This is a genomic window from Streptomyces albus subsp. albus (assembly GCF_000719865.1).
GTDB classification, from domain to species: domain Bacteria; phylum Actinomycetota; class Actinomycetes; order Streptomycetales; family Streptomycetaceae; genus Streptomyces; species Streptomyces albus_E.
On sequence record NZ_JOID01000017.1, the window covers coordinates 1 to 18,255 of the forward strand.

15 protein-coding genes are annotated in these 18,255 nt (G+C 70.8%); 8 read left to right on the top strand and 7 right to left on the bottom strand.

All coding sequences use genetic code 11. From position 1 onward, the window contains the following. Window positions 1–95 precede the first annotated feature (95 nt). Genes IF83_RS0118940 through IF83_RS0118950 form a run of 3 tightly spaced genes read right to left on the bottom strand, consistent with a single transcriptional unit; the run spans window position 96 to window position 1,861 of the window. The gene (locus tag IF83_RS0118940) at window positions 96–950 is read right to left on the bottom strand and encodes a helix-turn-helix domain-containing protein (protein WP_030545666.1); all 855 of its coding nucleotides are present in this window, start codon (window positions 948–950) and stop codon (window positions 96–98) included. Between the two features lie 7 nt (window positions 951–957). Beyond that, window positions 958–1,482: a DUF6879 family protein gene (locus tag IF83_RS0118945; protein WP_030545668.1), complete on the bottom strand. Its 525-nt coding sequence runs from the start codon at window positions 1,480–1,482 to the stop codon at window positions 958–960. After that, the gene (locus IF83_RS0118950) at window positions 1,442–1,861 is read right to left on the bottom strand and encodes a hypothetical protein (RefSeq protein WP_030545670.1); all 420 of its coding nucleotides are present in this window, start codon (window positions 1,859–1,861) and stop codon (window positions 1,442–1,444) included. The genes IF83_RS0118945 and IF83_RS0118950 overlap by 41 nt, the downstream gene beginning before the upstream one ends. Before the next feature lie 394 nt (window positions 1,862–2,255). Between IF83_RS0118950 and fxlM the strand changes: the two genes are divergently transcribed. From fxlM to IF83_RS32285, 5 genes are all read left to right on the top strand, one after another. Next, on the top strand, window positions 2,256–3,503 hold the full coding sequence (gene fxlM / locus IF83_RS0118955) for a methyltransferase, FxLD system (RefSeq protein ID WP_030545672.1): 1,248 nt from the start codon (window positions 2,256–2,258) through the stop codon (window positions 3,501–3,503). Window positions 3,504–3,565: 62 nt separating this feature from the next. Then, a complete protein-coding gene (locus IF83_RS0118960) occupies window positions 3,566–3,760 on the top strand; it encodes an FxLD family lanthipeptide (protein ID WP_030545674.1) in 195 nt (64 codons plus the stop codon). A gap of 76 nt (window positions 3,761–3,836) precedes the next feature. After that, complete coding sequence (locus IF83_RS0118965; protein ID WP_030545676.1) at window positions 3,837–6,866, top strand: lantibiotic dehydratase; 3,030 nt, start codon at window positions 3,837–3,839, stop codon at window positions 6,864–6,866. Further along, on the top strand, window positions 6,863–8,011 hold the full coding sequence (locus IF83_RS0118970) for a lanthionine synthetase C family protein (protein ID WP_030545677.1): 1,149 nt from the start codon (window positions 6,863–6,865) through the stop codon (window positions 8,009–8,011). The genes IF83_RS0118965 and IF83_RS0118970 overlap by 4 nt, the downstream gene beginning before the upstream one ends. A 15-nt stretch (window positions 8,012–8,026) precedes the next feature. Next, a complete protein-coding gene (locus tag IF83_RS32285) occupies window positions 8,027–8,983 on the top strand; it encodes a thiopeptide-type bacteriocin biosynthesis protein (protein WP_030545679.1) in 957 nt (318 codons plus the stop codon). A gap of 113 nt (window positions 8,984–9,096) precedes the next feature. On the opposite strand, the gene IF83_RS0118980 is transcribed toward IF83_RS32285, so the two are convergent. Beyond that, window positions 9,097–10,122 carry an ATP-dependent 6-phosphofructokinase gene (locus IF83_RS0118980; RefSeq protein WP_030545681.1) on the bottom strand — a complete coding sequence of 342 codons (1,026 nt, stop codon included), beginning with the start codon at window positions 10,120–10,122 and terminating at the stop codon, window positions 9,097–9,099. Window positions 10,123–10,454: 332 nt separating this feature from the next. On the opposite strand from IF83_RS0118980, the gene pta reads away from it, so the two are divergent. From pta to pyk, 3 genes are all read left to right on the top strand, one after another. Continuing rightward, window positions 10,455–12,782, top strand: coding sequence for a phosphate acetyltransferase (gene pta / locus IF83_RS0118985; protein WP_167343605.1), 2,328 nt, complete (start codon window positions 10,455–10,457; stop codon window positions 12,780–12,782). Next, window positions 12,779–14,032, top strand: coding sequence for an acetate kinase (locus IF83_RS0118990; RefSeq protein ID WP_078843619.1), 1,254 nt, complete (start codon window positions 12,779–12,781; stop codon window positions 14,030–14,032). The genes pta and IF83_RS0118990 overlap by 4 nt, the downstream gene beginning before the upstream one ends. 108 nt (window positions 14,033–14,140) lie before the next feature. Beyond that, on the top strand, window positions 14,141–15,565 hold the full coding sequence (gene pyk / locus IF83_RS0118995; RefSeq protein WP_030545687.1) for a pyruvate kinase: 1,425 nt from the start codon (window positions 14,141–14,143) through the stop codon (window positions 15,563–15,565). A 110-nt stretch (window positions 15,566–15,675) separates the two neighbouring features. Here the strand turns inward: pyk and IF83_RS0119000 are convergent, their stop codons facing one another. The 3 genes from IF83_RS0119000 to IF83_RS0119010 all read right to left on the bottom strand — a co-directional run bounded on the left by IF83_RS0119000 (window position 15,676) and on the right by IF83_RS0119010 (window position 18,188). Next, window positions 15,676–16,869, bottom strand: a complete 1,194-nt coding sequence (locus tag IF83_RS0119000; RefSeq protein WP_244177127.1) for a hydrogenase expression protein HypF — start codon at window positions 16,867–16,869, stop codon at window positions 15,676–15,678. A gap of 73 nt (window positions 16,870–16,942) precedes the next feature. Next, complete coding sequence (locus IF83_RS0119005) at window positions 16,943–17,464, bottom strand: DUF6114 domain-containing protein (RefSeq protein ID WP_030545691.1); 522 nt, start codon at window positions 17,462–17,464, stop codon at window positions 16,943–16,945. A gap of 88 nt (window positions 17,465–17,552) precedes the next feature. Next, window positions 17,553–18,188 (bottom strand): DUF6230 family protein, encoded by a 636-nt coding sequence (locus IF83_RS0119010; RefSeq protein WP_030545693.1) that lies wholly within the window; start codon window positions 18,186–18,188, stop codon window positions 17,553–17,555. Window positions 18,189–18,255 lie beyond the last annotated feature (67 nt).

Sequence of the window (18,255 nt, forward strand, 5' to 3'; positions counted from 1 at the left end):
TATGACAAACGCGACTACATCTTCAATGGCACTCTGACCGTCACCGCGATCGTCATCTGGCTCCGAGACACCGTCCAAGAGCCATCAGAAACGACCTAGTCGCTCGGCATCTGATCGAAGTGGTGGACGGCTGTGAGGATGAGGTCCCGGGCCGCGGTGCCGTAGACCGCTGACTGCTTCAAGAGGGCGAACGCCTTGGTGTACAGCTCGATCTCTCGGGGTTGCGTGACGGAGAGTTCCGCGGAGTAGGTCTCGACGAGGACGAGCCGGGCATCGAACATCGAGAACGAGTTCCCCGGCCATATGGAGGCCGGCGCGGAGCGGGGCACGATGCCGAGGCTGAGCCGGGGAAGCCTCATCACGGCCAGGAGCCGGTCGAGCTGCCCCTTCATCACGTCCGGGCCCCCGAAGTTGGTGTACAGGGCCTGTTCGCCGAGCAGGACGTTGAAAATCCGGTCGCCCCGGTACAGGTACTGCTGCCGCTCAAGCCGCTTCGCCACGGCCTCTTCGGCATCGTTGGGGATCTCGTAGTAGCTGACGACCTGTTCGAAAACTGCGGAGGCGTATTCCGATGTCTGCAGGGTTCCCCAGACGACTGTGGGGTGCCATATGCGGAACACCTTGGTCTTGCCGTAAACCGGAAGGGCTTGCCGCTGTCGCTGCTCCGCGCCGGCCCGGAGGAGCCGCCGCATGTCGAGCCACAGTTCATCGACATGGCGGACGGTGGCGATCAGGTCGCCGAGTTGGTCGTCCTGACCGGTGATCTCGCACCAGACGCGGACGTCGTCCTCGCTGGGGCGCTGCTTGCCGTTCTCGATGCGGGAGACCTTCGATTCCTGCCACGCGGCGGCACGGGCGAAGGCCCGGCCGCTGACGAATCCGGCGTCCTTGCGGAAGCCGCGCAGCCGGGCACCCAGCGCTTGCAGTATCTCTTCTACTTGCGTGCTCACGGAAAGGTCAGGGCTTGTACTCGGGGTGCGGGACGGCGGCGGCCCACAGGAGATCCCGCAGGCGCACGCACTCGGCCACGGTGTCCGGGTCTTCGACGATCTCCGAACCGAGCACTCTGCCGTCGGAGTCGAAGTGGCCCACCGCCAGGAGGCGGTCGTCGTACAGCCACCAGTCGTTGCCGCCCAGGGGGAAGGTGATGTCGTCGGGGAGGCGGTGCCGGGGCAGCCAGCGGATCTCCTCGCCCGCGTCCTCGTTGAGGGTGGTGGTGGCGTGCTCCCACTGGATGTAGGGGCTGTGCGGCTCGGTGACCACACGGACGCGTCGGACTGTCTTTCCTTCTCCGGTGAGGCGCCGCATGAGCTGGGTCCACGGTTCCATGTAGGAGTGGTCGACGGCCTCACCGCGCAGCCAGCTTGCGAACGGGCTCTCCTCCCCGGGGACGGAATAGTCGTCCCTCAGCTCCAGGTGGAATGCGTCCTGCGCGAAGCTCTCAAAGAGCTGGTTGCGCTCGGCGCTGGAGATCAGCTCCACGCGGTTCCTCCAGTAGGGCGGTGATGGCGGTCTTGGGGACCTCGACGACGGTCTCGTAGTCGGGAATCTCCATCTGGGCGAGGGCCTCGGGGTCGGTCACCTCGCGGCCCTGGACAACGAACGTACCGCCCGGGGTCAGGATCATGACCGGGTCCTCGACGCGCCTGATCTCCCCGGTCGGCAGGCCGTCCTCCGTGAGGTGCTCGAACAGCTCCGTGGGCACCTCCACCGCCGTCTGCCCCTCGGGGACATCGAGTCGCATCAGCAGGTCGTTCGCGTAAATCCTCCAGCCCTGGACGAGGTAGGTGTCGCGGTCCGTGGCGTACAGGGTCGGACAGTCGCCGGTCGTGGAGTTCTTCCCGAGGAACCGTAGCTTCATGGTCGTTCTCCCGTCTGCAGTCTTGCGCGGGTTTGCTCGACGCGACGATGGTCGGGGACACATCAGGGGCCGTCAATCGACTTGCTGCAAACTCGCGCAATCTTCTTGGGGCTTGGGTGGAGCTCGCTCTACGTTCGTTCGCGAACCCGGACAACGGAGGTGGCCGCCCCGCGCTGCGGTACCGAGGGGAGATGTGCGGTGGCCGGTGTGGCGGACGAATCCCGGCCGTTGGCAGCCTGCCGATCGACACGGTGCTGATCATGGACAGCATCGGCGCCGCCCTGGGGCGTAACCCGCGAGGGCGTCGACACCACAACGGCACCCGTCATCAGTCACCTCTGTATCGCACTGCCCCCCGACCCTTCGGCGCACATCGCCGACAAGGAGAACGCTCGTGGATGACGCCTTCGGCACGACAACCGGGAACCGCGACGACAACCCTGCGTCCGAGCGGCAACTGCGTGACGCCATGGTGCGGCGGCTGATCGAGTTGGGTGCTGCCCGCAGCCCTCGTGTGCTGGCTGCGTTCCGCTCGGTCCCCCGGCACCTGGCCACTCCCGGGCTTACCATGGCCAAGGCGTACGACGCCGAGTACGCGGCGGTGACGAAGACCGACGCGGAGGGGGTGGACATCAGCTCGGTGTCGGCTCCGCGCATCCAGGCCCTGCAGATCGAGCAGGCCGGCATCGAGCCGGGGATGCGCGTCCTGGAGATCGGCTCGGGCGGGGTGAACGCGGCCTACCTCGCCGAGTTGGTGGGTGAGCGGGGCCACGTCGTCACGATGGACATCGACCGGGATGTCATCCGGCGGGCGGAGGACTTCCTCACGGCGACCGGCCACCGCAACGTCACTGTGGTCACCGGCGACGGCGAGCTCGGCGCACCCGGCCACGCACCGTACGACCGTATCGTCGTCACTGTTCAGGCCGCGGATGTCCCGCCCGCGTGGGTCCATCAACTCCAGCAGGGCGGACGGCTCGTGGTGCCGCTGCGGATGCGTGGCATGACCCGCACGGTGGCCCTCGTCCGCGACGGTGAGCACTTGGTCAGCGACGGGTTGGAGCTGTGCGGCTTCGTCCCGATGCAGGGTGCCGGCGAGAACCGGGTACGCCTGGCCGTCCTTCACGACACCCAGGGCGAGGAGGTCGCCCTGCGCCTGGACGGCCACCCGGAGCCCGATCCCCAGGCCCTGCGTGCCGCGCTGCACGCACCGCGCGCCGAGGCGTGGTCCGGAGTGACGCTCGCAGGCGAGGAGTCCAACGAGCACTTGGACCTCTGGCTGATGACCGCCCTGGACAACCTGCCCCTGATGGCGGCGAAGCCCGCCGCCCGGCAGCGCGGTCTGGTCGCCTCCGCATCGCCGCTCGGCGTGCCGACCCTCGTGGAGGGCGACAGCTTCGCCTACCGGACCGTGCGCCGCACCGACCGCCCGGACCGGTTCGAACTGGGTGCGGTCGGCCACGGGCCGCGGGGCAAGGCTGTCGCCGAGCGCTTGGTCGAGGAGATCCGGACCTGGGACCGCAGCCACCGCGGACACCGCGCGCACATCGAGGTCCACCCGGCCGGAACGCCGGACGACCAGCTCCCCGCGGGCCGCGTCATCAACCGGCCGCACACGCGGGTCACGATCTCCTGGCCGTGACGCGCACGCCTCTCGACCAGGACGTATGGCACCCACCCAGCTCTTGTAGTGAGGAGAACGTGATGGCACCGCAGAACACCGGAATCGCCCTGAAGGCCGCTACGGATTTCGGGGCCGTTGGAGACTCGGACTTCGATCTCCGCATCGAGACCGTGGCTTCCGCCCCTGTCCTCGGTTCGCTGCTGAACGACACCAGCGACAACTGCGGATCCACCTGCCAGTCCGCCTGCTCCAACAGCACCTGCATCGGCGGCTGACATGCCGCGGGAGTCCGGGCCGAGCCTCCTGCCGGCCCGGACCCTCGCGCGATCGTCACGAGAAGGAGACACAGCGATGTATCACGCTGTTGATGCGGGCATGATCAGGGCATCCGTCTTCCTGCCGACGGCTACACCGCCTCCCTGTCCGGACCTGCGCGGCGACACCGCCGCCGACGTGCACCGGTGGCGGGAGTGGGTCGCTCAGGTCTGGGCGGAGGACAGCGTAGCCGCCGCGATCGAGGTCGCCACACCCCGCTTCGCCGATTCCATCCGCCAGGTACTCAGCGAACAGCGCCGACGCCCGCGCCTGGTCCGACGCACCACCATCTCCCTGCTCCGTTACCTGCTGCGGATGCAGCACCGCGCCACCCCCTTCGGGCTGTTCGCCGGGCCGGCCCCTCTGCACATCGGCCGCACGGCACGAGTGCGCTGGGGCACAGCCCACCGCGCCTTCGCACGCGCCGACGCGGTGTGGCTGAGTGATGTCATCACCACCCTCGAACGCGACCCGGACGTGCTGCGGCACCTGCACGTCATCGCCAACTCCACCTGCACCGTGCGCGGCGCCCGGTTGACCGTTCAGCACCAGCCGGGCACCGCCGGCCCCACCGACACGCGGCTGCGGCGCACCCCGGTTGTCGAAGCCGTGCTGACCCTGGCCCGGACTCCCATCACGGTCGGTGACCTCGCGGCCAAGCTGTGCGGCGACTACCCCAGTACCCCGCCCACGGTCATCGCGGACATGCTCCGCGACCTCGTCGCCCATCGCGTGCTCCTGAGCTGCCTGCATGCCCCCATGACCTGCGACGACGCACTCGGCCACCTGATCGACCAGCTCGAAACCACTGAAGCCGCCCCTGACACGGCCGGGAAGCTGCGGCAGATCCACACACTCCTCACCCGCCACGACAGCGGCCCACCAGGCGGGCAACGCGTCGTGCGAGCACAGGCCACCGCGCGGATGAACGCCCTGGTCGACACCACGGACCGCGGCCTGGTCGTCAACCTCCGACCCGACTGCGACATCGTCCTCCCGGAGATCGTGACCCGCGAGGCCGGTCACGCCCTGGATGTCATGTCCCGGATCACGCCTTACCCGAACGGCTCCCCGGCCTGGAACGACTACCGGGCCCGTTTCCTGGAGCGCTACAGCATGGGCGCCACCGTCCCCTTACGGGACCTCACGGACCCGGACACCGGCCTCGGATTCCCCGTCGGCTACCGCGGCACGGTCCTCAAACGTCCGATCCTGGGCACCAGCCGCCGCGACGAGCATCTCCTCGCGCTCGCCCAGCACGCAGCCCTCAACGACCAGCGCGAGATCGTCATCGGCGAGCAGGACATCCAGGCACTGTCCCTCGGCGAACCCGACCAGGTCCCCGCGCACGCCGAACTGTGCTTCACCGTGCTGTCGCCCACCCTCACAGACCTGGAACGCGGCCGGTTCACCCTCACCACGGCCGGGCTGTCCCTGGCCGCCGGCACCACCACCGGCCGCTTCCTCACCATGCTGGAACGGCCCGACAAAGCGCGGATGATCGCCGCGTACGCCTCCCTGCCGACGCTCACCACCGGCGCGGCCCGCGCCCAGGTCTCCAGCCCACCGCTGCGGCTGCCGACACACAACGTCGCACGAGCCCCGGCCGTCGTGCCGGACGTGCTCTCCGTGGGGGAGCACAACCCGCACGCCACCCTTGACGTGGCCGACCTCGGCGTCGTCGCCGACGCCCAGCGCCTGTACCTGGTGTCGCTGTCCACCGGCCGACCGGTCGAACCGTCCGTGATGAACGCGGTGGAGCTCAGCCACGCCACCCACCCGCTGGTCCGCTTCGTGTGTGAACTGCACCGCGCGCACACCGCGGTCCTCCTTCCCTTCGCCTGGGGCGCGGCGGCACAGCTGCCCTTCCTGCCCGAAGTGCGCGTCGGCCGCACCATCCTGTCCGCCGCCTGCTGGCGGCTGCGCACCCGAGACCTCCGCGACGGCGGCAACTGGGTCTTCCGCTTCACCGACTGGCGCATCCGCTACGGCGTCCCGCGTACCGTCTACATCGGCAGCGACGACCAGCGGCTGCGCCTGGACCTCGACGTACCGGCCCACGTCCAACTCCTCCGCGCCGAACTGGACCGGAACGAGACCGTGGCGCTGCACGAGGCGCCCCCAAAGGGCGCGTTCGGCTGGCTGGGACGCGCGCACGAGATCACCATCCCCTTCGCCGCCGACCAGCAGCCCACCCCCACGCCCGTCCGCCGGACCGCGACCGTGGTCGGCCGCGACTCCGGCCGGCTGCCGGGCGCCTGCGCCTGGGCGTACCTGAAGCTGTACGGCAACGCCGACCACGCGCCGGAGGTGCTGACCACCCACCTGCCGAGGCTGCTGAGAGACTGGGGCACTGAGGGACCGGACTGGTGGTTCACCCGCTACGCCGATCCCGACCGTCACCTGCGCCTGCGGATCCGCCTGCCGAACCCGCGCGCCTTCGGTGACGCCGCGCAGCGCGTCGCCGCATGGGCGGCAGAACTCCGCGCCGAGGGCCTGCTCCAGCGCGTGCAGTGGGACACCGACGAGCCGGAGACCGGACGCTACGGCACCGGGCTCATCCTGCGAGCCGCCGAAGGAGTCTTCGCCACCGACTCCGCCGCCGCCGTCGCGCAGCTGGCCCTGCCCATTCCCGACGACCTTCGGCCGGCCGTCACCGCCGCCGGCTTCGTGGACATCGCCGACGCCTTCCTCGGCTCATCGGCCAAGGGCCGGGCATGGCTGACAACGAACCTCCTGAGGAACGAGGGCCAGGCTGCCGCCCGCGACGTACTCGCCGCAGCCGTCCGCTTCACCACCCCGGGTCACGGCTACGCCGCCTTGCGAGCCCTGCCCGACGGCGACCACGTCGCCAGGACGTGGGCCTTGCGCCGAGGTGCCCTGGCCGCCTACCGCCAAGCCCTCAGCGCGCACGGCCCCGAACCGGTCGCTGTTCTGCCATCCCTGCTGCACATGCACCACAACCGCACCGCAGGCATCAACCCCGACGGCGAAGCCACCTGCCGCCGCCTCGCGCGCGCCGCCGCACTCTCCTGGACCGCCCGCACCGAAGGAGCCCCACGGTGACCACCGCCCCGCCCGTCGCCGACACCGATCTGGCCACCCGGCAATCCCTTGCGCGCGGCTCCCTCGGCATCACCCTTCTCCATGTCGAACGGGCCCGGCGCGGTCTCATCCCGTGGAAGGCCGTACACCAACGGCTCGCCGACGTCCGCCTGTCGATCGACGGGAATGAGGCGAGCCTGTTCCTCGGCGCCCCCGCCATGGCCTACGTACTGCACCTGACCGCGGCCGACAGCGACCGGTACACGGGAGCCCTGCACACCCTCGACGACATCGTGGCCGCGCACACCCGCCGCCGCCTGGCCGCCGCACACACGCGCATCGACCAAGGCCGGTACGCCACCTTCGCCGAGTACGACCTGCTACGCGGCCTGACCGGACTCGGCGCCCTCCTGCTGCGCCGCCGACCGGCAGGCGACGAACTCAAGACCGTCCTGCACTACCTCGTGCGGCTCACCGAACCCGTGGCCGGACCCAGGAAGCAGCCGCTGCCCGGCTGGTGGGTCGGACACACCCCCTCCAGCCAGAAGACGGCAGCACCGGGCGGGCACGCCAACGCCGGTCTCGCCCACGGCATCACGGGCCCGCTCGCACTTCTCGCCCTGGCCAAGCGCCGCGGCGTCACCGTCGACGGCCACGACACCGCCATGAACCGCATCTGCCACTGGCTCGACCGCATCCGCCACAGCGACCACCGCGGAAGCCGCTGGCCACGCTGGATCTCCCGGACGGGCCCGGCGCCCATGCGCCCGGCTGCCCCGTCCTGGTGCTACGGCACGCCCGGACTCGCCCGCGCCCAGCAGCTCGCCGCGATCGCCCTCGCGGACGAGAACCGCAAGAGGATGGCCGAACGTGCCCTGCTGCACTGCCTGACCGATTCCGGACAGCTCGACCAGCTCACCGACCGCGGCCTGTGCCACGGAGCCGGCGGACTCCTGCGCACCGTCCAACGTGTCGCCGAGGACGCGGAAACCCCCACCGCCTTCACCGACCGGCTCCCCGGACTCCGCGAACGCTTCCTCACCCTCAACCCATCGGAAGACCCCGGCTTCCTCCAAGGAACGGCGGGATCCACGCTGGCCTTCCAGAGCGCCGAACCCGGCTCCGGACCCGCCACCGACTGGGACGCCTGCCTGCTCCTGTGCTGAGGAGAAAACAGCGACATGGACCACAAGGACACCGATTCCCTGGAGGACGCCGTCCTGTCCGTCCTCACCGGCTCACCGATCGAGCAGGCGGCTTCCCGGACGCGGACATCCCCGGCCCGGTTGGCCGACGCGGTCGAGCGCTACCGTGCCGCCGGCCGGGCCGCACTCGACCCCCAGCCCTCAGGCTGGCACCAGGTGAACATCGAGTTCGCCGACTACCCCACCGCGGAACACTCTTTCCGCGCGCATCTCCTGTCGGCCCTGTCCACCGGACCCATCGGGGAGTGGTGGTTCGTGCGGAAGCACCCGTGCTGGCGTCTGCGTATCCACCCGGGACCGGATGGGCGGACCGAGGACGCCGTCACGCGTATCACCGAAGCCCTCGACAACACCCTGGCCCTCGGCGTGATCAGGCGATGGCGACTCGCCCTGTACGAGCCGGAGAGCATTGCCTTCGGCGGGCCGGAAGGGATCAGGCTGACGCACAGCCTCTTCCACGCCGACAGCGTCGGCGTACTCGACTACCAGCAACACACCGCCGACGGCATCGAGGGCCTCCCCGGGGACAAGGAGGCCTCCCTCCTCGTCACCACCCTCTTCCTGCGTGCTGCCGGACTGGAGTGGGGCGAACAGGGAGACGTGTGGGGCCGGGTCGAAGCCGGACGACCGCTCCCCGCAGACGTGTCCCCCGAGCAGGTCGGCAGCATGGCGGCCCCGCTACAGCGACTGCTCACGGCCGACGCCCGTCCCGCAATCGTCGACGGTCCTCTGACCCCTCTGACGGGGTGGATCAGCGGCATGCAGCGCGGCGGCCGAGCCCTCGCGGAGGCCGCACACGCCGGCAACCTGCAGCTCGGCCTGCGCTCCCTTCTGACCCGGCACATCCTCTTTCACTGGAACCGCATGGGCTTCACCGCAGCCCAACAGGCCATCTGGGCACGCGCGGCCCGGGAAGCGATCCTGGGGAGTTGATCTCCGGTAGCGGCCCGTTCCGTCGGGAGTGTCCAGCCTTCACCGCGCCAGGCAGCGGGCCCGCGCTGCACTCGTTCCGGCCGGCCCGTACACACTGCCCGCGCGGGGCAGACCTAGTAGACCGACTCCGCCTCGCGCATGCGGTCCTCCGGGACCGTCTTCAGCTCCGAGACGGCCTCCGCCAGCGACACCAGGCGGATGTCGTTGCCGCGCAGCGCGGTCATCATGCCGAACTCCCGCCGGTGCGCGGCCTCCACGGCGTGCCAGCCGAAGCGGGTGGCGAGGACGCGGTCGAACGCGGTCGGGGTGCCGCCGCGCTGGACGTGGCCCAGGATGACGGGGCGGGCCTCCTTGCCGATCCGGCGCTCCAGTTCGGCGGCGAGGCGGTTGCCGATCCCGGCGAAACGCTCGTGCCCGTACTGGTCGATCTTGCCCTTCTCGTACGGCATGGTGCCCTCCGCCGGGTGGGCGCCCTCGGCGACGCAGACGACGGCGAACTTCTTGCCGCGGGCGAAGCGTTCCTCGATCATCTCGCAGAGGTTGTCGAGCTGGAACGGCCGTTCCGGCAGGCAGATGCCGTGGGCGCCGCCCGCCATGCCCGACTCCAGGGCGATCCAGCCGGCGTGACGGCCCATCACCTCGACGACCATGATCCGCTGATGCGACTCGGCGGTGGTCTTCAGCCGGTCCAGTGCCTCGGTGGCCACGCCGACGGCCGTGTCGAAGCCGAAGGTGCGGTCGGTGGCGGAGATGTCGTTGTCGATGGTCTTGGGCACGCCCACGACCGGCATGCCCGCGTCGGAGAGCATCCGGGCCGCGGTGAGGGTGCCCTCGCCGCCGATCGGGATGAGCGCGTCCAGGCCCAGTTCACCGCAGAGTTCCTCGGCGTGGTCGCAGGCCTCGTCGAGCCGGCCGCGCTCCAGCCGGGCGGAGCCGAGGATGGTGCCGCCGCGGGAGAGAATGCCGCTGACCGCGTCCAGGTCGAGCTTGCGGTAGCGCCGCTCCAGCAGTCCCTTGAACCCGTCCTCGAAGCCGATGACCTCGTCGCCGTGGCCGACCACGGCGCGGTGCACGACGGACCGGATCACAGCGTTCAGTCCGGGGCAGTCGCCGCCTGCGGTGAGGACTCCGATGCGCATGGTGCTGTGTCTCCTGTGGTGGATTTCCGGGCCGGACGTGGGGGGAGATACGGATGTGTCAATCCGATTGTTCCACGCCTGGCGTACCGGCGGCGCTTCCAGCCGTCCGGACGAGCGCCCTACCGACCGGTACGGATAGTGTCAAGACGAGCACTCGCCACGCGGGGATTATTCACCCCCCGGGCCGGTGAGGCTTCCCCGTGCCCGGTCTCGGCACGCACGGGGGCGGCGGCCCGCACGCATGGGGCACCAGCGGTACGGGCAGCCGCGAGCGAGAACGAGGCGTGAGCCCGGCGGGACCGGCCGGGACGAGCGAGGAACGGAGAGCACGCGTGACGCGCAGCGTGTACGTCACCGGAATCGACCGGGGCGACGGCCGCCAGGTCGTCGAGCTGGGGGTGATGGAGCTCCTGACCCGCCATGTCGACCGCGTGGGCGTCTTCCGCCCGCTGGTGCACGACGGACCGGACCGGCTCTTCGAACTGCTCCGCGCCCGCTACCGGCTGGTCCAGGACGCCGGAACGGTCTACGGGATGAGCTACGAGGCGGCCGCCGCCCTCCAGGCGGAGCGCGGCACCGACGAACTGGTGTCGCGTCTGGTGGACCAGTTCCACGCCATGGCGCGGGACTACGAGTTCGTACTCGTCCTGGGCACCGACTACGCCGAGACCGGCGTCCCCGCGGAGCTCAACCTCAACGCCCGGCTCGCCAACGAGTTCGGCGCCGCGCTGATCGCGGTCGTCGGCGGGCAGAAGCAGCCGGCCGAGTCCGTACGGGCCGAGGTGCACAACGCGTACGCCGCCTTCGACTCCCTCGGCTGCGACGTCGTCGCGATGATCGCCAACCGGGTGGACCCCGCCGAGTGGCAGGAGATCGCGGCCGGGCTGGCCGCCAAGCTGCCCGTCCCCTGCTACGTCCTGCCGGAGGACAGCTCGCTCTCCGCGCCGACCGTGCAGCAGATCGTGCAGTCCCTGGGCGCGGAGGTGCTGCTCGGCGACGCGGCCGGACTGGCCCGGGACGCCCGGGACTTCGTCTTCGGCGGCGCCATGATGCCGACCTTCCTCGCCGCGCTGACCGAGGGCGCCCTCGTGGTGACCCCCGGGGACCGGGCGGATCTGATCATCGGCGCCCTCGCCGCCCACGCGGCCGGCTCGCCGCCCATCGCGGGGGTGCTGCTCACCCTCGACGAGCGGCCGGGACCGGACATCATGGCGCTCGCCGAACGCCTCGCGCCCGGCACGCCCGTGATCTCCGTCCCGGGCAAGAGCTTCCCCACGGCCGGGGAACTCTTCGCGCTGGAGGGCAAGTTGAACGCCTGGTCGCCGCGGAAGACGGAGACCGCCCTCGGCCTCTTCGACCGGCACGTCGACACGGCGGACCTGACCTCCCGGATCTCGCTGGCCCGCTCCAGCCGCGTCACCCCCATGATGTTCGAGCACGAACTGATCGAACGCTCCCGCGCGCACCGCCGCCGCGTCGTCCTCCCCGAGGGCACCGAGGAGCGGGTGCTGCGCGCCGCGGACGTGCTGCTGCGCCGCGACATCTGCGACCTGACGCTGCTGGGCGATCCGGAGACGATCCGCCGTCGCGCCTCCGAGCTCACCGTGGACCTGGCGGACGCCCAGCTCATCGACCCGCGCACCTCGCCGTTGCGGGAGCGCTTCGCGGAGCTGTATGCGAAGCTGCGCGCGCACAAGGGCGTCGACTACGAGCTGGCGTACGACGTGGTCTCCGACGTCTCGTACTTCGGCACCCTGATGGTCCAGGAGGGGCTGGCCGACGGCATGGTCTCCGGGGCCGCGCACTCCACCGCCGCGACCCTGCGCCCCGGCTTCGAGATCATTAAGACGGCGCCGGGCGCGCACATCGTCAGCTCGGTCTTCTTCATGTGCCTGTCCGACCGGGTGCTCGTCTACGGCGACTGCGCGGTCAACCCGGACCCGGACGCCGAGCAGCTCGCCGACATCGCCATCCAGTCGGCCGGTACGGCGGCCAAGTTCGGCGTGGAACCGCGGATCGCGATGCTCTCGTACTCCACCGGCACCTCGGGCCACGGCGCCGACGTCGACAAGGTGCGCAGGGCCACCGAACTGGTGCGGAAGCTGCGGCCCGACCTGCTGGTCGAGGGGCCGATCCAGTACGACGCCGCCGTGGACGCCACCGTGGCCGCCGCGAAGCTGCCGGAGTCGGAGGTCGCGGGACGGGCCACGGTGCTGATCTTCCCCGACCTCAACACCGGCAACAACACCTACAAGGCGGTCCAGCGCTCGGCGGGCGCCGTCGCCGTCGGACCGGTCCTGCAGGGGCTGCGCAAGCCGGTGAACGACCTGTCGCGCGGCGCGCTGGTTCCGGACATCGTCACCACGGTGGCGATCACCGCCATCCAGGCCCAGGCGCAGGAGGGGAGCGCTCCTGGGCAGGACCGGCGCCCCGGGCAGCCCGAGCCGCCGGTGCCGCCGGCGGGGCCGGTGCCGGTGCCGGAGGGTGCCCCGGCCCTGGAGGCGGGGCGGTCGCGCCAGGCCCTGAGGGCCGCCCCGGCCCCGGCCCCGTCGGCGGCGGACGGATCGGCGGAGATCACCGAGCAGGCGGAGAACGCCCACCGGACCGAGAACCCGCGGGGCCCCGAAGCCCCGCGGACCGGGAAGGCGCGGCCCGAATGAGCACGGATCCCGCGGGCCCGGCCCGCAGCGGCGCCCCCGCCACCGCCACCTCCCCCGACACCTCCCCGGACGCGGACCGCCCGGCGGGCACCCGCGTCCTCGTCATCAACTCCGGTTCCTCCTCGGTCAAGTACCAGCTCCTGGACATGGCCGGCCGGGACGGCGCCGGTGCCGCGCGGCTCGCCTCCGGGCTGGTGGAGCGGATCGGAGAGGGCCCGGTCGCCGACCACGCGGCCGCCCTGCGGCAGGTCGCGGCGGAACTGGACGAGCGCGGCCTGGGCCTGGGCTCCCCCGATCTCGCCGCCATCGGCCACCGCGTGGTGCACGGCGGCACCCGGTTCACCGAACCGACGCTGATCACCGACGAGGTGGTGGCGGAGATCGAGGAGCTGATCCCCCTCGCCCCGCTCCACAACCCGGCGAACACGGAGGGCATCAGAGTGGCCCGGGAGCTGCGGCCGGATCTGCCGCAGGTCGCCGTCTTCGACACCGCGTTCCACTCGACGATGCCCGAGCACGTGGCCCGCTACGCGATCGACACGGCCACCGCCGACGCCCACGGGGTGCGCCGCTACGGCTTCCACGGCACCTCGCACGCCCATGTGTCGCGCGCCGCCGCCGCGCTGCTGGGCAAGGACCCCGCCGAGGTCAACGTCATCGTGCTGCACCTGGGCAACGGCGCCAGCGCGTCCGCCGTCGCGGGCGGGGTGTGCGTGGAGACGTCGATGGGCCTGACCCCGCTGGAGGGGCTCGTCATGGGCACCCGCTCGGGCGATCTGGACCCGGCCGTGATCTTCCATCTGTCGCGGGTGGCGGGGATGTCCACCGACGAGCTGGACACTCTGCTCAACAAGCGGAGCGGGCTGCTCGGCCTGTGCGGGGACAACGACATGCGGGAGATCGGCCGCAGGATGGCCGAGGGCGACCCGGCGGCCCGGCTGGCGTTCGAGATCTACATCCACCGGCTGCGGAAGTACGTCGGCGCGTACACCGCCGTGCTGGGCCGGGTGGACGTCATCGCCTTCACGGCGGGCGTCGGGGAGAATTCGGCTGCCGTACGGGAAGCGGCCATGCGCGGGCTGGAGGCTCTGGGCATCGCACTGGACCCGGTGCGCAACGCCCTGCGCTCGTCCTCCGCCCGGCTGATCTCGGCCGGCGGCAGCCGGACCGCCGTCGCCGTCATCCCCACCGACGAGGAACTGGAGATCGCGACGCAGGCATACGCGCTGGTCCGCGCGGTACACGACTGAGCCGCGCACCGGTGTGCTCCGGCCGCCCCCGGTCCGGGCTCCGGCCGGGACCGAACAGGATCAGGCAGGAATATTCCGCTCCGAAACAAACCCGATAGGATGGCCCCCATGCGCCGTTCCAAAATCGTCTGCACCCTGGGCCCAGCCGTCGACTCCTACGAGCAGTTGAAGTCGCTGATCGAGGCCGGCATGAACGTGGCCCGGTTCAACATGAGCCACGGGACCCACCCGGAGCACGAGGAGCGGTATCACCGCGTCCGCAAGGCGTCGGAGGAGACCGGCCGGGCGGTCGGCGTGCTCGCCGACCTCCAGGGGCCGAAGATCCGGCTGGAGACCTTCGCCGAGGGCCCGGTCGAGCTGGTCCGCGGGGACGAGTTCACCATCACCACCGAGGACGTCCCGGGCGACAAGTCCATCTGCGGCACCACCTACAAGGGCCTGCCGGCGGATGTCACCAAGGGCGAGTCCATCCTCATCAACGACGGCGCGGTCGCGCTCCAGGTGACGGAGGTCGACGGGCCGCGGGTCCGCACCATCGTCATCGAGGGCGGCGTCGTCTCCGACCACAAGGGCATCAACCTCCCGGGTGTGGCGGTGAACGTGCCGGCCCTGTCGGAGAAGGACGTCGAGGACCTCCGCTTCGCGCTGCGGCTCGGCTGCGACATGGTCGCGCTGTCCTTCGTCCGGGACGCCTCGGACGTGCGCGACGTCCACCGGGTGATGGACGAGGTCGGGCGCCGGGTCCCCGTCATCGCCAAGGTGGAGAAGCCGCAGGCCGTCGCCAACATGGAGGAGGTCGTGATGGCCTTCGACGGCGTCATGGTCGCCCGCGGCGACCTGGCCGTCGAGTATCCGCTGGAGAAGGTCCCCATGGTGCAGAAGCGGCTGGTGGAGATGTGCCGCCGCAACGCCAAGCCGGTGATCGTGGCGACCCAGATGATGGAGTCGATGATCAACTCCTCGCGGCCGACCCGGGCCGAGGCCTCCGACGTGGCCAACGCGATCCTGGACGGCGCGGACGCGGTGATGCTGTCGGCGGAGTCCTCCGTCGGCAAGTACCCGATCGAGACGGTCAAGACGATGTCCCGCATCGTCGAGGAGGCCGAGCAGGAGTGGCTCACCCGCGGCCTCCAGCCGCTGGTGCCGGGCAAGAAGCCGCGCACCCAGGGGGGTTCGGTGGCCCGCGCGGCCTGCGAGATCGCCGACTTCCTCGGCGCCAAGTCGCTGGTCGCCTTCACCAAGTCCGGTGACACCGCCCGCCGGCTGTCCCGCTACCGGGCGAGCCAGCCGATCCTGGCCTTCACCACCGACCCGGCGACCCGCTGCCAGCTCGCGCTGAGCTGGGGCGTGGAGACCTACGTCGTCCCGCACGTCGACAACACCGACGCGATGGTGGAGCTCGTCGACGCGGAGCTGCTGAAGCTGCACCGCTACAGCGAGGGCGACACCATGATCATTACGGCGGGCTCCCCGCCCGGCGTGCCCGGCACCACCAACATGGTCCGGGTCCACCACCTGGGCGCCCAGGGCTGAGGCCCGCACCACCACGCAGAGTGGGCCGCCCCGTCCGGGGCGGCCCACCTGTCGTCCCGCGGCTCCGGGAGCGGGGTAACCGTGCCCGGGGTGCGGTGTGGCGTTCCGTCTCAGCCTCCGTCGTACATGTTCATGCCGGGGACCGTCAGATCGCCGCCGAACTGGCCGGCCTGGGTGACCGTCACCCCGGTGAAGAAGACCTCGGGGAGGTTCAGCGGCGGCGGGCTCTTGGGGCTGAAAGTGATGGGGATGATGCCCAGGAGGTTGCCCTTGAGCTCCTCCGTGTACATCGTCACCGTGCCGCCGCGGATCGTGGAGTTGCTGCCCTTCGCGGCCTTCACATGGGTGGTGCTGCCGCCGGGGGCCTGGACCATCTGGTGGAGGTCCCGGATGTCCACGCCGCTGGCGGTGAACTTCAGGACTTCCTTGACCTTGCCGCTCCAGGTCCTGACCTTGACGATGCCCTTGTAGTCGAGGCCATGCAGGGAGAGCTTGCTGCTCTTCAGGATCCACGGCTCGTCGGGCAGCAGGGCCGGGGTCGGGTCGATCTCCGCGTCGGCCAGGGCCTGGGCGTCGTACTCGGGGCAGGGGAACGGCTGCAGGCCGTCCTCCGCGGTCGCCGAGGGGGACGGGGTGGCCGTCGCGTCCTTGGCGTCCTCGGCCGCCTTCTCCGCGGCCTCCTTGGCCTCTTCGGCCTTCTCCTCGGCCGTCTTGGCGGCCGATCCGGCGGCGTCCGCGACCTCGCCGGCGGTGTCGCGCACCGAGTCCGCGGGCTCGTCGGCCTTCTCGGAGTCCTCCTCCGCGGTGGCGCTCGGCGAGGCGGTGGCCGAGGGCTCCGCCGTCTCCTCCTCCTCGTCGCCGCCGCCGCCGGTGAAGAAGTCGTTGATCTTCTCGCCGATGCCCAGCGGGTCGAGCGGGTTCCTCGTCTCGGACTCCGACGGCGAGGGCTCCGGCTCCGGCGACGTCCCGGTGGACCCGGACGTCCCGGAGGACTCCTCCGCGCTCGGGGAGGGCTCCGGCTCCGGGGCGCTGCCGGACGACGGCTCGGGGGACGGCTCGGACGTACCCGGCTCGCCGGCCCCGCCCTTCTCGTCCGCGGCCTGGTCGTCCGTCTTCTCGTCCTCGGCGGCCTTGCCGTCCTCGTCCTGCTCGTCGGGCAGGGACACGCACTTGCCCGGCTTGAACTTGGGCTGCGGGTCGGCCTGGGCCAGCGGGCTGGTGAGCCCCATGCCCACGAGCACGGCGGTCGGCATGGCCGCCAGGGCTATCGCCCGGCCCGCGGGCATGTGCAAACGGGTGAGCATCGACTTTCTCGGGGCCGCGTGGCGCGGCCCTTCTCCTGCACGACGGCGGCTCTCGCCGTCGAGCCGAGCCTCGTCAGCCCGCACTGTGCCTCCCCTTCTCGGATTCTTCGTCCGCCCAGACGCCGGCCGCGGCCGGTTCCGGCGCGGAGGCACCGCCCTCGCTGTCCGGCACCCTCCGGGGTGCGGGTTCCTCCACGGGCTTCTTGCCGGGCGCCCAGGCGATGGCCAGGCCACCACCGATGAGGGCCGGCAGGAAACCGAGGAGGAAGCCTCCGAAGTTGGAGACCACCAGCGAGACCAGTGCGAGCATGATCGCCGCGACGCCGGCGAAGGTCTTGGCGACGGACTGGTACCACATCGTCAGGCCCAGGACGACCAGGAGCACCCCGATGACCAGCGAGCCCGCGCCCGCCGTGGTCGCCATGCGGATCGTCAGCTGTCCGACGGTCAGATTCGCGTACGGGAAGTAGGCGATCGGCAGTCCGCCCAGCAGTGTCAGCAGGCCCGCCCAGAAAGGCCGGTTGCCACGCCAGACGCGGAAACGAAGCCTCCAGTAGTGGAATCGGCCGCTCGGACCCGGTGACTCGGCGCTCATGGAAAACAGCTCCCTGGTACGGGCATTACGCAAAAAGTGAGGAGACGGGCGGACGGGGGACGAAGCCCCCGCCCGCCCGGGCGAGTGCTTAGTAGCACTCCTGGACGCCCCTGTGCAGCTTCATCGAGAGGCCGCTCAGCTTGAAGGTTCCGGCGCTGGTCGCCCAGGCCGTCTGCTTCACGTCGGTCAGGATGGCCTTGTCGGCCTCCTGGGCGAACCCGTAGGGGTTCGACTGCTCCTTGCCGCCCTTCATGCCGGGGCCCTTGGTGCTGGCTCCGGCGGCGACACCGATGTTGATGTTCTTGAACGTCGCGTTGGCGTTCAGGTCGGCGACGTCGATGTACAGCTTGTCGGCCTCGACCGCCGTGCCCTTGTTGCCGGCCGTCAGCTTGAGCGACACCGAGCCGAGGCCCGGGATGCCCGGCGTGACCACCGACTGGCACATGTTGGTGATCTTGGCGTGGTCGAACGCGGAGACGGCCACCGGGTGAGCGGTGTCCTTGCCCTCCAGGGTCTTGCCCGTGTCGACCGCGCCGTACTGGACAAAGCCGTCACCCTCGAGGTGGTCGGCCGTCACCTTGAAAGACTGCCCGGAAACGCTGAAGGACGCCGCCAGCGCACCCTGCGCCATTGCGATACCCACCGCGGCGGTGGCCGCCACGCTGGGGACCATCACGACGGCGAACCGCTTCCATCTGGTCCCGCCACGCACCTGGGACTCCATGACTTTCCTCCTTCTCGGACGTACATCTCCGGCCGGGGGAGCCCTGGCCTGGGATGGGAGAAGTGCT

Excerpts from the sequence above, each read along its gene's own strand:
- IF83_RS0118950 (WP_030545670.1), bottom strand. The coding sequence starts at position 1,861 with ATGAAGCTACGGTTCCTCGGGAAGAACTCCACGACCGGCGACTGTCCG.
- IF83_RS0118960 (WP_030545674.1), top strand. The coding sequence starts at position 3,566 with ATGGCACCGCAGAACACCGGAATCGCCCTGAAGGCCGCTACGGATTTC.
- IF83_RS0118965 (WP_030545676.1), top strand. The coding sequence starts at position 3,837 with ATGTATCACGCTGTTGATGCGGGCATGATCAGGGCATCCGTCTTCCTG.
- IF83_RS32285 (WP_030545679.1), top strand. The coding sequence starts at position 8,027 with ATGGACCACAAGGACACCGATTCCCTGGAGGACGCCGTCCTGTCCGTC.
- IF83_RS0118980 (WP_030545681.1), bottom strand. The coding sequence starts at position 10,122 with ATGCGCATCGGAGTCCTCACCGCAGGCGGCGACTGCCCCGGACTGAAC.
- IF83_RS0118990 (WP_078843619.1), top strand. The coding sequence starts at position 12,779 with ATGAGCACGGATCCCGCGGGCCCGGCCCGCAGCGGCGCCCCCGCCACC.
- pyk (WP_030545687.1), top strand. The coding sequence starts at position 14,141 with ATGCGCCGTTCCAAAATCGTCTGCACCCTGGGCCCAGCCGTCGACTCC.
- IF83_RS0119000 (WP_244177127.1), bottom strand. The coding sequence starts at position 16,869 with ATGCTCACCCGTTTGCACATGCCCGCGGGCCGGGCGATAGCCCTGGCG.
- IF83_RS0119005 (WP_030545691.1), bottom strand. The coding sequence starts at position 17,464 with ATGAGCGCCGAGTCACCGGGTCCGAGCGGCCGATTCCACTACTGGAGG.
- IF83_RS0119010 (WP_030545693.1), bottom strand. The coding sequence starts at position 18,188 with ATGGAGTCCCAGGTGCGTGGCGGGACCAGATGGAAGCGGTTCGCCGTC.